This window comes from Metasolibacillus sp., from assembly GCF_025291715.1.
GTDB classification, from domain to species: Bacteria; Bacillota; Bacilli; order Bacillales_A; family Planococcaceae; genus Metasolibacillus; species Metasolibacillus louembei.
Map to the genome: position 1 here is coordinate 1 of NZ_JAMBIZ010000012.1, position 14,738 is coordinate 14,738.

The 14,738-nt window shown below is 37.1% G+C and carries 17 protein-coding genes and 1 pseudogene; 6 read left to right on the forward strand and 12 right to left on the reverse strand.

Going from position 1 to position 14,738, the window contains the following annotated elements; genetic code table 11:
* A pseudogene (locus M3Z76_RS19830) lies at positions 1-578 on the reverse strand (IS3 family transposase); the annotation flags it as partial.
* A 147-nt stretch (positions 579-725) separates the two neighbouring features.
* Between M3Z76_RS19830 and M3Z76_RS09560 the strand changes: the two are divergent.
* From M3Z76_RS09560 to M3Z76_RS09570, 3 genes are all read left to right on the forward strand, one after another.
* Positions 726-974 carry a hypothetical protein gene (locus M3Z76_RS09560; protein WP_293925908.1) on the forward strand — a complete coding sequence of 83 codons (249 nt, stop codon included), beginning with the start codon at positions 726-728 and terminating at the stop codon, positions 972-974.
* A gap of 10 nt (positions 975-984) precedes the next feature.
* Positions 985-1,299 carry a hypothetical protein gene (locus M3Z76_RS09565; RefSeq protein WP_293925911.1) on the forward strand — a complete coding sequence of 105 codons (315 nt, stop codon included), beginning with the start codon at positions 985-987 and terminating at the stop codon, positions 1,297-1,299.
* Between the two features lie 64 nt (positions 1,300-1,363).
* A complete protein-coding gene (locus M3Z76_RS09570) occupies positions 1,364-1,732 on the forward strand; it encodes a hypothetical protein (RefSeq protein ID WP_293925914.1) in 369 nt (122 codons plus the stop codon).
* Between the two features lie 54 nt (positions 1,733-1,786).
* Here M3Z76_RS09570 and M3Z76_RS09575 read toward each other — a convergent pair whose 3' ends face one another.
* The 9 genes from M3Z76_RS09575 to M3Z76_RS09615 all read right to left on the reverse strand — a co-directional run bounded on the left by M3Z76_RS09575 (position 1,787) and on the right by M3Z76_RS09615 (position 9,326).
* Positions 1,787-2,416 (reverse strand): IucA/IucC family C-terminal-domain containing protein, encoded by a 630-nt coding sequence (locus M3Z76_RS09575; RefSeq protein WP_293925916.1) that lies wholly within the window; start codon positions 2,414-2,416, stop codon positions 1,787-1,789.
* Positions 2,413-3,207 carry an ABC transporter ATP-binding protein gene (locus M3Z76_RS09580; protein ID WP_293925918.1) on the reverse strand — a complete coding sequence of 265 codons (795 nt, stop codon included), beginning with the start codon at positions 3,205-3,207 and terminating at the stop codon, positions 2,413-2,415. Before M3Z76_RS09580 ends, M3Z76_RS09575 begins: the two co-directional genes overlap by 4 nt.
* Before the next feature lie 10 nt (positions 3,208-3,217).
* On the reverse strand, positions 3,218-4,252 hold the full coding sequence (locus M3Z76_RS09585; protein ID WP_293925920.1) for a FecCD family ABC transporter permease: 1,035 nt from the start codon (positions 4,250-4,252) through the stop codon (positions 3,218-3,220).
* Positions 4,249-5,253, reverse strand: coding sequence for a FecCD family ABC transporter permease (locus M3Z76_RS09590; RefSeq protein WP_293925922.1), 1,005 nt, complete (start codon positions 5,251-5,253; stop codon positions 4,249-4,251). The genes M3Z76_RS09585 and M3Z76_RS09590 overlap by 4 nt, the downstream gene beginning before the upstream one ends.
* A gap of 68 nt (positions 5,254-5,321) precedes the next feature.
* Entirely contained in the window at positions 5,322-6,293 is a 972-nt protein-coding gene (locus M3Z76_RS09595; protein WP_293925925.1) for an ABC transporter substrate-binding protein, read from the reverse strand.
* 162 nt (positions 6,294-6,455) lie between these two features.
* Positions 6,456-7,178, reverse strand: coding sequence for an amino acid ABC transporter ATP-binding protein (locus M3Z76_RS09600; protein WP_293925927.1), 723 nt, complete (start codon positions 7,176-7,178; stop codon positions 6,456-6,458).
* Positions 7,175-7,879 carry an amino acid ABC transporter permease gene (locus M3Z76_RS09605; protein ID WP_293925929.1) on the reverse strand — a complete coding sequence of 235 codons (705 nt, stop codon included), beginning with the start codon at positions 7,877-7,879 and terminating at the stop codon, positions 7,175-7,177. The genes M3Z76_RS09600 and M3Z76_RS09605 overlap by 4 nt, the downstream gene beginning before the upstream one ends.
* Positions 7,880-7,961: 82 nt before the next feature.
* Positions 7,962-8,756, reverse strand: a complete 795-nt coding sequence (locus M3Z76_RS09610) for a basic amino acid ABC transporter substrate-binding protein (RefSeq protein ID WP_293925931.1) — start codon at positions 8,754-8,756, stop codon at positions 7,962-7,964.
* A gap of 132 nt (positions 8,757-8,888) precedes the next feature.
* Positions 8,889-9,326, reverse strand: a complete 438-nt coding sequence (locus tag M3Z76_RS09615; RefSeq protein WP_293925933.1) for a hypothetical protein — start codon at positions 9,324-9,326, stop codon at positions 8,889-8,891.
* Positions 9,327-9,507: 181 nt separating this feature from the next.
* On the opposite strand from M3Z76_RS09615, the gene M3Z76_RS09620 reads away from it, so the two are divergent.
* A complete protein-coding gene (locus M3Z76_RS09620) occupies positions 9,508-10,146 on the forward strand; it encodes a YfbR-like 5'-deoxynucleotidase (protein ID WP_293925935.1) in 639 nt (212 codons plus the stop codon).
* A gap of 168 nt (positions 10,147-10,314) precedes the next feature.
* Here M3Z76_RS09620 and M3Z76_RS09625 read toward each other — a convergent pair whose 3' ends face one another.
* Positions 10,315-11,046 (reverse strand): MerR family transcriptional regulator, encoded by a 732-nt coding sequence (locus M3Z76_RS09625; protein WP_293925938.1) that lies wholly within the window; start codon positions 11,044-11,046, stop codon positions 10,315-10,317.
* An 85-nt stretch (positions 11,047-11,131) separates the two neighbouring features.
* On the opposite strand from M3Z76_RS09625, the gene M3Z76_RS09630 reads away from it, so the two are divergent.
* Positions 11,132-11,836 carry a CPBP family intramembrane glutamic endopeptidase gene (locus tag M3Z76_RS09630; protein WP_293925939.1) on the forward strand — a complete coding sequence of 235 codons (705 nt, stop codon included), beginning with the start codon at positions 11,132-11,134 and terminating at the stop codon, positions 11,834-11,836.
* A gap of 152 nt (positions 11,837-11,988) precedes the next feature.
* On the opposite strand, the gene M3Z76_RS09635 is transcribed toward M3Z76_RS09630, so the two are convergent.
* A complete protein-coding gene (locus M3Z76_RS09635) occupies positions 11,989-13,029 on the reverse strand; it encodes a DUF418 domain-containing protein (protein ID WP_293925941.1) in 1,041 nt (346 codons plus the stop codon).
* 107 nt (positions 13,030-13,136) lie between these two features.
* Here M3Z76_RS09635 and M3Z76_RS09640 point away from each other — a divergent pair, with 107 nt between their 5' ends.
* Complete coding sequence (locus tag M3Z76_RS09640) at positions 13,137-14,612, forward strand: methyl-accepting chemotaxis protein (RefSeq protein WP_293925943.1); 1,476 nt, start codon at positions 13,137-13,139, stop codon at positions 14,610-14,612.
* Positions 14,613-14,738 lie beyond the last annotated feature (126 nt).

Here is a 14,738-nt window from a genome sequence, read left to right on the forward strand (position 1 = left end):
CACTGTTTTTGAACGTATTCCTTCATTTTTCATAATTCTCGATACTGTTTTTTGTGATACATGGACTCCTTCCGAATTCAATTGTTTTGTGATTTTAGGACTACCATAATTTCTTCTGGAATCTAAATACACTCGTTTTATTTGGCTTGTTAACTTTTCTTTACGCTCTTTTTGCTTACTTTTTGGGCGGTTCAGCCACTCATAGTAACCACTTCTTGAAACACCTAATACTTCGCACATCTTTGCCACACGGTATTCGTGTCGGTGCTGTTGAATAAAGTCATAAATTACTTCTGGTCTTTTGCAAAGATGCTCATAGCCTTTTTTAAGATGGCATTTTCCTCTTCTAGATCACGGATTCTTTTTTGTAACTCTTTATTTGCCTTGTCCTCTGGTTTTAAATTTCCGCTACCAACAAAAGCAGCTTCTCCATCTTTACCAAATTTTCTAACCCAGTTGTGTAACGTTTGTTCCGCAAGGTCTAGCTCACGTGCAACTTCCGCAACTCTCTTGCCACTTTCAACTAACTGTACTGCCTCTAATTTGAATTCTTTGTCGTAACTTTTTCGATTGGTCATTTTAGACACTCCTAGTAAATTATTGAGACTATTATACTTTATAAACTCCCAATTTACTGTGTCCATAATTTAGACTATCATCACTTAATCTTACAAATTTATGTCTATTTACGATAAGGAAATTTTTATTTTAAAGGAGTAACTTAGATGCAATATTTAAAGCGTTCTTTATATCTACCTAAAATTTATCGTTGGTTGTTTATACCCGTATTTTTAATCGCTATTTATTATGAGCTTTTTATCAATTGGCAAGTTCAATATTATTATTTTGAACAACTGGGGAGATTGGGTACATATATTTTCATAGGTTTTATCGCATTTCTTGATGCAATCATTGTAGTTTATATTCTTTACTCTATTCAATGGGCATTAGCTAAATGGGTATTGAAAAGGTAGGTGCATTTACTTGAAATTCAAAAAAACGTTTATTTTATTTATTATACTAATCGTCTTGTTCATTACAAAGCCATCTGAAGCCACTTTTGATAAATGGGTATTGAAAAAATATGGCTATGCTTGTACTGAAGATATATGTGTAAGCCAGAAATCCTCAAAAGAAAATATAATTATCACGAAAGAAGAGAAAGATTATTTCTTTTTTAATATGAGAAGTATTAAATTACAGGAAAAAGATAATCGCCAAACCATGTTAATGTTCATCAAAGGAACTGGCATTTTAGGCTGGTATATTCCCTTCACAGTAAAACCTGTAGTTAAATAACATACATTGTGTTGCATCTATATTTCAAAACGAGTATTAAAATAAGATTGGAGGTTAGAAAAATATGAACCGCATTATGATTAGCAATGCCATTTCTATTCTTTTATCCCCATTTGTTGCAGCTATCATATTAGAAGGATTTACATTTGAGGCGATACCATTTAGCGCTTTTCTTATGTACCTCATCTATTTTAGTTGTTTCTTTCCGTTTATCGCGATTTTATACTTCGCAAGAGCCTCTATGCCTTTGCAGCTTTTGTTATGTATGGGCGTCACCTTTTTAGCTGCTCTTTGCTTAGAATGGCTCTATTTTGAGTCAAATGATACGATGCTGCGATTTCTTCTCGCAAGCCTGTTCGCTGGTTTTGTTTACTTTATCGTTCAACAGTTTGTGGAGAAAAGAATATTAAGTAAACTATCATTTATAGAATAAGAGAGATCCATCAAAAAATGTGCTAAAAGCCAACTATGGCCTTTAACACATTCTTTATTTTTTCAATGGGCACACTAAACAGTAAGGCATGCCCTCTTCTTTTTTCTCCAGCTGATAATAGCGGCAGCAGGTTTTACGAACAGCTTTATTTACATGAATATAGTCTCGAATTGGATTTGTTAAACCAGCAATCGGGCGTGAAAGCTCTTCAACTATTTCCTCAAGGCGCTCTTGCTCATAAGAGGTGCTATTTTTTTCAAGTGCGGCATTTATTCGCACCGCAATATTTTCCCACAATATACGACGGTTAATTTTATAGTCCACAGCTAAAATATCTACAATATTTGCTAGATGCTCCTGTAGCAAATATTTTTTCCAGCAGTTCATTTGTGATAGCCTCTCTCCCTCACTTATTTGCAATGTAAAGGTAGCAGTATCAAAATATGCCGCATCTAACCAATTGCTTTTCCCCTGCTGTAGCTCGTAATAATCTACACAGGCAGCCGCAGTCAGTACCGCATAGCGTTTAATAAATAAGGACGCTGAAACTGCCATGGAATCAGTTTGTAAATAGTCTGCATACTGCTTAACAATTTGCTCAAGCATCGCCCGACTTTCTAGCTTCTTTATCGGTAAGCCCTGTGCTTGTTCTACGAAGGCAACTCCATAAGCCTGTAAATTCATTTAATATGCCGACCTTTTCCATTTGGAATACATAAAGGTGTACCGAAATAAGGATCTTTTTGTATGATGGATTTCAATTGAAATATTTCCTCCACCATTTGCGAGGTCACAATTTCCTCTGGGGCACCTTCGATTGCTACTTTTTTATTATGAATAGCAACTAAATGGTCTGCATAGCGGCATGCTAAGTTTAAATCATGCAATACCATGACAACCGTTCGCTTTGATTGTCGATTTAGCTCAAACAAAAAGTCTAACAGCTCGATTTGGTGCGTCATATCTAAATAAGTTGTTGGCTCATCTAATAATATAATGGGTGTTTCCTGCGCTAAAGTCATCGCAATCCACGCACGCTGTCTTTGTCCACCTGACAAAGCATCTACAGGTCTGTCCTTTAGAGCTAATAATTGTGTAGCCTCTAATGCCTGCTCTACTAGCATTTCATCCTTCTTTGACCACTGCTGAAACCAGCTTTGATGTGGATAACGCCCTTGTTTAACTAGCTGCTGCACTGTAATACCTTCAGGGGCAACTGGACCTTGAGGTAAAATGGCAAGCTGCTTCGCAATTTGCTTTGTAGACATGGAATGCAGCTTTTGTGCATCAAGTAAAATTTCTCCTGAGGCGGGATTCAAAAGTCTCGCTAATGAGCGTAGCAATGTAGATTTACCACTTCCATTTGCACCAACTAACACAGTAATTTTGCCAAGCGGAATATCAAAATCTAAACAATCAATAATCGTTTGATTGCCATACTGTAATGTAAGACCTTTCGTTTGAAGTCCTTGCATTGTAAACCTCCTATCGATTGCGCGTTCTGAATAGTAAAAAGATAAAAAATGGTGCGCCAATTGCTGCTGTAAAGACGCCAGCAGGTATATCAAGCGGTAAAAACATTGTTCTAGCAATTAAATCTGCAATAAGGACAAGCAATGCACCAACAATTGCTGTAATCGGTACTAAGCCAATAAAAGAGCGACCAACTAAGCGACGAGCAATATGTGGAGCCATAAGACCGACGAATTCTATTCCCCCAACAAAGGCTGCTGCACTACCTGCTAGCAGTACAGCACATGCTAGAAATAAAAAGCGTTGACGTTGCAGACGAATACCTGTACTAATCGCTACATCATCACCTAGCTCCGTCACATTCATGCTACGCCCAAGTAAAAGAATAATTGGCAATGGAATTAACAGCCAGCAGCTGAGCGATATTACATCCTTCCACGTTGCAGCATATAGGCTACCAGTTAACCAAATATACGCCTTCGATACAATAAATGTATCGCTATAGACTAATAAAAAAGTAACACCTGATTTTAGAATCGCTGAAATACCAATTCCGATTAACACAAGTCGAACGGGTGTCACACCTTTATTCCACGATAACAAATAAATGATAATTGCTGTAATGAGACCCCCACAAATCGCAGCTAGCGGTAGGAAGGACATACTAATAACACCAGTAGCTAAGGTAATAAATAGCACTGCGCCAAATGAAGCACCACTTGTAATACCTATAATATCAGGCGAAGCTAACGGGTTGCGGACAATACTTTGCAATATGAGCCCAGAGACACCTAATGCACTTCCTACTAAAATAGCTAAAAGCACACGTGGTAATCTCAATGTTTCAATGACAAATGTAAATTCATCTGTTCGATTAAAAAGCTGACGTAATACATCTATCGGGGAAATCCAATTACTTCCTGCTGAAAGGCTCAGCATGAAAATAGCCAGCAGCAGTAGCAGGCTTACCGTTAATGTAATCAGCCATTTTTTTGAAAGCTGAAAGGATGCCTTGTTTTGGAACAAGCGTATATTCCAATACTTCATTGTTTCGACACCCCTTTTTTAGCTAAATAAATGAAAAATGGGCCACCAATAAATGCAGTCATTACACCAATTGGTACCTCCATTGGACTAATTAAAAATCGAGCTAAAATATCCGCAGCAATTAATAAGGCAGCACCAATACATGCACCGTATGGAATCATCCAACGATAGTCATTGCCGACCAAGCCCTTCGCAATATGCGGAACAATTAAACCAATAAAGCCAATTGAACCAACAATCGCCACTGATCCACCTGCTAATATAATGATTAATATCCCCATCAATAGCTTTAAAATCGCGACATTTTGCCCAAGGCTTTTTGCGACATCATCACCAGAGCTAAAAATATTCATTGCCTTGCCCATAAAGCCGCTCACAATAAGTGCGATGACAAGCAATGGTAGCACATCAAATAACATTTGCAAATCTCTGCCTGCAATTGAGCCCGCTAACCAAAATAACACGGTTTGAATGGATTGCTCATCAATAACGAGCATCCCCTGTGTAAAGGAGATAAAAAATGCAGATAATGCTGTACCAGCCAATATTACCTTCATTGGTGTAACACCATCACGCCCAATATTGCTTAAAAGAAACACCCCAACTGCTGCAACTGCTGCCCCTAAAAATCCAAACCACATATATTGTGTGAGCGATTGCATATTTAACCAAGTTAATGCAAATACGATAAAGAAAATAGCTCCCGCATTAATGCCTAATAAGTCAGGAGCCGCTAATGGGTTGCGCGTTAATGATTGAATTAAAATACCAGCAATCGCTAATGAGGCTCCTACTGTTAACGCAATTGTTGCACGAGCAAGCCTACTTGTCGCAATAATTAAATGTGTCTCATTATTTGGGTCATAATTCGTAATAACTTCTAATGCAAGTGGAAACGATATAGAAGTTTGTCCCATAGCGAGACTACAAAAATAAAGAATACCGAGTAACCCAACTAATAGTAATAAGCCTATTGTTTTATATTGTATGGAATGTAACATAGCATACCCTCTTCAAGTAATTGAAAAACGATGCTCGAAAAATATTACCTTTTCGAGCATCTTTCCTATTATTGTTCAAGTTCAAAATATGTGTATAAATCATCTAGCATTAAATTAGCTGCTTTTAAACCACCAGCGAAGTTCCAAATGATTTCATTTACTGTAAATACTTGATTATTCTTCACTGCATCTAAGTTTGCATAAAGCGGGTGTTTTGTCCATTCTTCATGTGTGCTCTTTACAGCTGCATTATCCTCCATGAATTCGAAAATAATATCAGCATTCATACTTGAAATAGACTCTTTATCTGTAAGCTTAACAATTTCAAGATTTTGTCCGATTAAATTTTTTGGTTCAGTAAAGCCGAGCTCTGTTAAAATTGAACCAGCAAAGCCTTGCACATAAATACGGGCATGGTCTTCACGGTAGTTTGTCACTGCTACGCTAAGTGGATAATCTCCTTTTGCTGCAATTTTTTCTTTGAAATCTGCAACACGTGTATCCCAAGCTGTCATCAGCTCTTTTGCTTTTTCCTCTTCATCCAAAGCTTTTCCTAAAAGCTCTGTTGTTTCATGAATATCATAAAGAGTTGTATTGACAATAGTTGGCGCAATTTGAGAAAGCTGCTCATAAATTTCCTCATGACGTACTTGTGTAGCAATAATTAAATCTGGCTGTAATGCGGCAATTTCCTCTAAGTTTGGCTGCGTTTCTTGCCCAACAATCTTCGCATCTCCAACCTCTGCCTTAATATACTCATACATCGGCTGCTCTGCCCATGATTCAACAACACCAATAGGCTTCACACCAAATTGTGTAATTGTATCTGTTGCACCCTGATATAATGTCACAATTTTTTGTGGCTTACCTTTAATTTCTGTTTTACCTAGTACATGCTCAATAACACGTACAGTGTCTTCAGCCTCTTCTTTTTTCTCTGTAGAAGTGCCTTCGTTCTTATCTGATGTATTGCCACAGGCAGCTAACACTAGCAATGCAGCAATAATTGTTGTAAATAGGAATCCTAGCTTTTTGTTCATTTGTTCATCTCCTAAATGATAGTGATTTTCATTACTATTAAATAATAATCTAATTGATTATCATTTTCAATGAGAATTATTAATATTTGCAAAAATTTTTATGCATTTTATTTCACAAAAAAACCGCCCAGAAAGATGCTCCTTTTCTGGACGGTCTTACATTTATAATACTTTTCCTAAAAATGCCTTCGTTCTATCATTTTTAGGGTTACCGAAAAGCTCGTCTGGTGTGCCCTCCTCAACGATATAACCACCGTCCATAAAGACAACACGATCTCCTACTTCACGTGCAAAGCCCATTTCATGTGTGACAACAACCATTGTCATGCCTTCTGCAGCTAAATTTTTCATTACTTCTAGCACTTCCTTTACCATTTCAGGGTCAAGTGCGGAGGTTGGTTCATCAAATAACATTGCTTTCGGCTTCATTGCCAAAGCACGTGCAATGGCTACACGCTGCTGCTGTCCGCCTGAAAGCTGCTCTGGATAATTGTATGCCTTGCTATCTAAGCCTACCTTTTTCAGTAATTCATGTGCCAGCTTCTCCGCTTCGGCACGGCCCATTTTGCGTATTTGCATCGGTGCCATCACGACATTATCAAGGATATTCATGTGAGGAAATAGGTTGAATTGCTGGAATACCATACCTACCTCTGCGCGAATTTCATTAATATTTGTCTTTGAGTCATTTACTTTCACATTTCCAATATAAACAGCACCATCTGTTATTTCCTCAAGCAAATTAATACAACGTAAAAATGTACTTTTTCCTGAGCCGGATGGACCGATAACACAAACTACTTGCTGCTCTTTAATTTCATAGTCAATCCCTTTTAATACTTCAAGTTCACCAAAGGATTTATGCAAGTTTTCAATTTTAATCATCGCGCTAACCTCCCTTTTGCTTTACGAGGGATGTACGTATTGCTATAGCGCTTCTCAATAAATGCAATTACTTTTGTTGCTATATATGTGAGAATCAAATATAAAAGCGCTGCAAAAAGATATGGCTCCCACTGTCTAAATGTCGCACCAGCTATTACTTTACTCGTATACAAAATATCCGGTGCTGCAATTACCATCAATAATGAAGAGTCTTTTAATAAGGCAATAAACTCATTTCCTAATGGCGGAATCATACGTCTAAATGCTTGTGGCAAAATGACTTTGCGCATTGCCTGTCCATATGTTAGACCTAGCGAACGTGCTGCCTCCATTTGCCCCTTCGCAATACTTTGAATACCCGCACGGAAAATTTCTGCATTGTAGGCAGCACAATTGATAATAAGCGCCGTAATACCAGATACCATATAGCCTAATGAGTGCCCAAAAATTGTTGGGAACAAGGCAAAGTGAATGATAAAAATTTGCACAAGCATCGGTGTACCACGTATTAAATCAACATAGATTTTACATGGCCAATAAATAAGTTTTTTCGTTGATACTTGCCCAAGCCCTAGCAGTAGCCCTAAAACAATACCGCCACAGTAGCCTGCTAAAGTTAAAACTAGCGTTATCCCAACACCACGTATAAACATATCACGGTAATTCCAAATGACGCCCCACTCTAAATTTAATAAATCCATATACGAACCTACTTCCTATTCGAAATTACGTAAACCTAGATAGTGCATTCAGAGAGATTTCTCTCTGAATGGCGTTTATCTACTACTCTTTCCAAAATGCTGAGCCTGTAATTTCCTCTAGTTTTCCGTTCTCTTTAATTTTTTGTAAGCCTTCATTTAGTTTATCTAATAGCTCTTTATTACCTTTGCGTACCATTAAACCGTAATATTCTCTTTCAAATGCGTCATCTTCAACAATTTTTAATTTTTTATCTGGATTTGCTTTCATATATTCATAAACAACTGCATTATCACCAATTACTGCATCTGCATTGCCATTTAACATTTCTTGAATCGCAAGTGGCTGACTTTCAAATGCTAAAATATTTTTGCTCATTTCACCTTGAAGCTTTTTCGCTGCCACATGTCCTGTCGCATTAATTTGTACAGCAATTTTTTTATCCTTTAACTCATCTAATGAGCTGATTGTTGAATCGCTAGGTAAGGCAATTAATAGCTTTGATTCATAATATGGCTCTGTGAAGTCAAATGTCTTTTGACGGTCTTCTGTAATCGTAATACCTGATGCACCAATATCTGTTTCTTTGTTATTAATCATAGAGAAAACTGCATCCCAACCAACATTTCTCCACTCTACTTGAATACCTACTTCATCTGCGATTGCCTGCAGTATATCCACATCAATACCGACAATATTGCCATCTGCATCGATGGATTCAAACGGTGCAAATGTTGCCTCTGTACCTACCATATATACTTTATTATCCCCATCTGTGCCAGGATCATTACTAGCGTTACCGCCATCCTTTGTTCCACAGGCTGCTAATACAAGCACTGCTGTGATAACCATTAGTAATACTGAAAACTTTTGCTTCATAAACAATCTCCCCCTAAATATAAATACCTTATCTAATAATTCAGAAAAGTAATTCTTATATTTATTATAGTAATATTGTTAGCGGAAAAGCAATAGTTTTCAGAAAAAACCATTTATTCTGATAGTTTACATTTACCATAGCATAGGCTTCGCAACCATAAACCAAAGCATAATAAGCAAGAGCACAACATATAGCCATGTAGAGCGTCTAAGCTTTGCTATAAACTGCCTTCGATTGAATGCCGGTGTACCAAATGTTTTCATCGTTGGCTTAAAGGCTTGCGCCAAAAAGTAAATGGAAGCAATCATTAAAGCAATCGTCAGCACAATCCATGATGTGTGCCATGGCCATCCACCTCTCCAAATTAACAAAATTCCTGATAGTACTAAAACGTGCCCACCATGCTTTACCGTTGTAATGCTCGCTTGAAATGAATGAACATAGCCTACAAGTGCCGCATCATCGGCCGTTTCCATGCGTTTTAAAATAGAAAATAGCACAAACAATGGACCGATTGACACAATTGCACTTGCTATATGTACATATAATAAAATATTAAAAAGTAGCACTGCTTAACACCTCTTTAAGTTTGTCTCTACTTTTTAGTATAGTGTAAAGATGCTGTTAATAATATGTAAAATGTTTTACAAAACGGACTTTTTGGGTATAAATTAAAGTATGCTGTTAGTGAGAAAGCTTGCTCATTCCTCCCTTATGACAAGCCTTCTCAACATTAAAATAAGAAACGGAGTGATTGTTATAGGTATTCATCGTTTTTTCACAAGCTTAAATGATTTGGAGCGCATTATCCGCTGTCCTGGCCGCTTTAAGTTCGAGGAACATAATGTAGCGGCACATTCGTGGAAAGTATCACAATATGCCATGTTCTTTGCAACGCTAGAGGAGCGCGCTGGCAATACAATCGATTGGAAAGCTCTATATGAAAAAACAATTAATCATGACTTTGCAGAAGTCTTTATCGGCGATATTAAAACACCCGTGAAGCACGCCTCACCTGAATTAAAGGAAATGCTTGCACATGTTGAAGAAAAGATGATGGAGAAATTTATTCGGGAAGAAATACCGCCCGATTTTCAAGAAGTCTTTTTTGAGCGTATGAAGGAAGGCAAGGACGCTACAATCGAAGGTAGACTACTGGAATTTGCAGACAAGCTTGATCAATTTTATGAGGCATTCGCAGAGTTAAAGCGTGGCAATACTGATACAGAGTTTGTTTATATGTATCAAACCGCCTTAGCAAAGCTATTATTAATTCCACTGGATGCCACAGTGCACTATTTCCGCACTGAAATTTTAAAGGATGCGATGCAGGAAGATACACATATTGATGTTGCCACACTGACAAATGAAATTTTAAATAAGTCCTGATGCGAAGCTTCTTGATTCAGTTTCTTATCTTAATTTTGTAAAGTTAGCTTTATAACAAAGTTTACTTTACATTATTTTGTTATAGGATACATTTTTGAATAAAAATTATTGTCAATACTATTTGTATATGCTGGTTGATTTTTCTCTCATAATTAAGCATTTATACCCCTACTTCAAAGCTGTTGCATAAGCAATACACCGTTCGACATACTCCAAGATTTCTTCTGAAATTGGATATAGCCCCGTTTCTTCGATAGGGCGTTTTCTAATTTCCCAAAATTCCTCCATTAACTTTGTATCTTCCTGAAAGGTCTCTTTGGATATTTCAATTAACTCAGAGGCAATTTGAAAACCTTCGTCTGATTCAGCCTCTATATTATTTTGTATACACCTTTCAATTCGTCGTAGCAATGCAATATATTGCTGCGTTGTTTTATCGTTATGACTAATGTTTGGAAGTGCTTCTTGTAACAAGGTTTTGTCTTCATCTTGAAAATAGTCAATCCATTTTTTAGATGATTTTTGTGAATTTTGAACAAGTGCCGTTACATGCTCCCAAGATAAAGGAGCTTCCAAGTCAATCATATTAATTAATGAGGCTGTATGAGAAATGTTCATTTGAATATTCGATAGTTGCTCTTGTAGATAATTATAATGCGAAATTAGAACTTGTTTATAGGAGAGTTTATCCAATAAATCACGTATATTTTCAAGAGGAAGTGCTAGAGATTTCAAAATAAGAATTTTCTCTAATTGAAATAAATCCTTTTCTGAATAGTAGCGCCGTCCATTATCATCCTTATCGCTTGGCGTAAGAAGGTTAATTTGATCGTAATAGCGCAGCGTGCGGATGGAAATATTTTTCTGTTTAGCTACTTCTCCTGTTGTCCATTGCTTCATCTCATATCCTCCTAAAAAAGGGTTGCGGGTGACGTTACGTCATCTTCTATACTCGAAGTATATCAAAAATAAGGAGAGCGCACGAATGGAAATGAAACAACTAGGCTGGAAAGAGCAAGACTTTTGGAGTTTGAAAGAATTCGTATTATTATTGTTGCTTGAATTCGTAATTGTAATAGGATGTATTAAATTTTTTGTAAAACCAATTTATTTGAGATTGCTTGATGATGAGCTATATGCTGGAACATTAACGGGGCTAACAATAGCACTTATTTTAATGTTAGGTGTCTATGTTATTGCACTCTACCCCAAAAAGCTTTCCTGGAGCGAGTTAGGAATAAAATCATTTAGCGTGAAGGAATGGAAACATATTCTACTATCCTCCATTCTCTTACTGGTTGGAGCTACAATCATTGTCATACTTACTAGCTTTATAGGGAATTCGTGGGAGAACAGCAAAACAGCAGCCATCCAACAAAACGTAACTTTCCTTACAGCTCTAATCGCTTTCGTCTCTGCGGCTGTAATCTCACCGATCTATGAGGAAATTTTTTATCGTGGCTTTTTATATCGTTGGTTACGTACACGCATAGGATTTACAGGTGCACTGATCATTAGCTCCCTCATCTTTACAATTGTTCATATTCCAACATATAACGTCATGCCAGTAAATTTCTTTAGTGGTGTTATTTTCGCGTTAGCATATGAACGAACAGGCTCGATTTGGCCATCTGTTGTTATTCATGGTTTAACGAATGGAGTAATGGTTTTACTGATAATTTGGGGATAACGGTATTTAACTGATTCCTTATAATTGTTTTTTACACTAAAGCCATCAGAAAGGGTGATGGTGAATGCAGCAGTTTATTTTACAAACAGAAAATCTTAGTAAAGCTTTTAAAGGCTATCCGAAACGGTATTTTTCGGATAGCCACATGTAAATTATATCTTTTCTCGTTTATTAAATAGCGGTGGCACTGATAAATATGTCCCCATCCGCCATAGCCATTCCATTGGTCCAAAGCGACAATAGTGTAGCCATGCTTTACTAAATAATAGCTGAACACAATAGATGGCAAGGCAAATCCAGAGTGTTTGAATGAGCTGGATATTACCGATTAAGTCAAATGTACGTCCAACGAGCAGAATAAGCACCGTTTGTCCTAAGTAATTCGTTAGTGCCATACGTCCATAAGCTTTTAATGGCGATAATATTGTTTGTATAACCGGATATTGAAGCAGTAATAATAAGGCACCGACATAAAATGCTGATACAAAAGGGCTCACTTGTAAACCAATTAAGTTAAATTGCTGAACATTTGTAATATGCTGTTTTAGCTCATTGTCCGTTAGTTGCTCAAATTGTACATTTCCTGCTGGTACATAGCTCCACTGATAAAATAACCCAGCTACACTAAAGCACAGCATTAGTATTGTAAGAATAACAAGCTGCTTACGAAGCTCCTTTAACTTTTCAAAAATCCGATACTGTCCAGCTGCTAAGCCGAGTAAAATGAGCGGTAATGGCATGGCGATTTTTATACCATAATACGCTGTAACTGCTAGTAATAATAATGCTATGACAAGTGTTGTTTCCTTCCTTACCTTATAAAATGGCAATGCTATAAAACCATATATTGCATAGACAGAGAGCGCCTCTCCTGGCTGAAAGAAGAAGTGAATAATTCCCATGCTAAAAAGGATAGCGAGACGCCGTGTAAATAACAGATATGCTCTCTCCCCTCTCGCTTTAGCACGTGAAATAAACAAATAAAAACCCACTCCAAATAAAAATGAAAAAATAGAGAAAAACTTTCCTTCTACAAATAATAATAAAAATCGGTTATATGCAATATCTATTGTCGTTTCTAGTAAACCTACTCTCATCAGTGCAGGTATATTCACTAAAATAATGCCGAGCAATGCAAAGCCTCTTAAATAATCCAACACATCTATACGCTGTTTTCCTTCAATTGGTTGCAAACTTTTCCCCCTCGATATAACTAACTTAACATCCTTTTATAATAATGACATAATAGCATTTTTTTAGTACAATTACATGAATAATCATTCATTTTCGGAGGAATTATATGGAGCTTAAAATTCAATATGACACACAAAAAGTCCATCGTGTTAACTTAGCTATTATTATTGCTTTAGCCATTCTGATTTGTGGTCCTTTAATTATTTCGAGGGGAATGCTTTTTTTAGCAGTCGGTTTAATCGTTGTTGCATTGGCCCTTATTAATTATTTTTTACCAATCAATCCTTATGTTAAAGGCTTTATTTTCGGTATGATTCCTACATTAATTGTCTTTACATTGTTTTTAGTTGACCAATTTTCATTAAATAAGCACTATATTTTAATTTGTTCAGTTGCAATTATTGCGCTGTATTTTAAAAGTAACCTGATCATTTTGTTCGGCATTATTATCAATATGAGCTTTATTACCGTTTATCTTTTAAAGCCCGAAAATTTGTTAGGTGCTGCTAATTCTTTTATTACTTTTATGACGCTATTTTCGATTTTAAACGGTGTTATTATCGCATTTTACTTGATTGCTAGATGGGGCAACGCATTAATTGACAATGCCAAGCAGCAGCAGGAGGAAATGCAACAATCATTACAGCAGCTACAAAGCACATTCCAAGAAATTGAAACAAGCACACAAGCGCTGGACAAACACGTGACACAGTTCCAGCAAACAATGACGCAGATTGCGAATAGCAGTCAATATATTTTATCTGCCTCTGAATCTATTTCCGCAAGCACACAGCAGGAAGCCGCGAGCCTACAATTTATTCGTAGTGCGATGAGCGATTCGGTCTATTTTGTCAATGATACGCTTGAAATTTCTAAAGATACCGTAGCACAATCAACAAATTTACAGCAGGAGGTTATGACAGGCTGGCATAAAATGCAGCATACGATGAGCCAAATGTCTGTAATGAGCAATGCGATGCATGCAACTGCTGACACGGTGAACGAGCTACAAAGTAGCCTGCAATTAGTGAATCAGCTACTGCTAGGCATTCAGCATATCGCAGGGCAAACAAACTTGCTCGCCCTCAACGCAGCTATCGAAGCAGCACGCGCAGGTGAACATGGAAAAGGCTTTGCGATTGTCGCAGATGAAGTGCGCAAATTAGCAGAAGAAAGTGCCTCAATTACAGTGAATATTACGCAAGTAACGGAAAGCTTGTTCGCTAAATCCACTGAAGCACAGCAACGCTCACAGGAGGGTGAACAAGCTTTACAAGAAGGTGAGCAGTCTTTACAGGAGGTTGGTGAATTTTTAAATCGCTTAAAAAATTCCTTTACACAAAGCACTGAAGATTTGACGCGAGGGATGAATGATTTAACAAACGCTATGGCGCAATTCAATACAATCCAACAACAGGTAGACAGACTGAATGAGATGGCTAGTCAAAATGCAACATCGACAAGCGCAATCGTGCAGGCTGTCGAGGATGAAAATCAAATGCTGCAAACGATGAGTGAAATTACTAAGAAGGTGCATAGCTTGAACGATGCATTGAAGTCGCTCGTCACGGTAGGGAAATAAGAAAACTTGGTCAAATCCATTTTTTCATATTATCTGTTTAGGACTTTTCAATAAGAAGCCGATTCTAGGAGAAAAGCATAATTACAGGCTTTACTTTAAAAGGATTTTTTTATCTTTTAGTTCTTC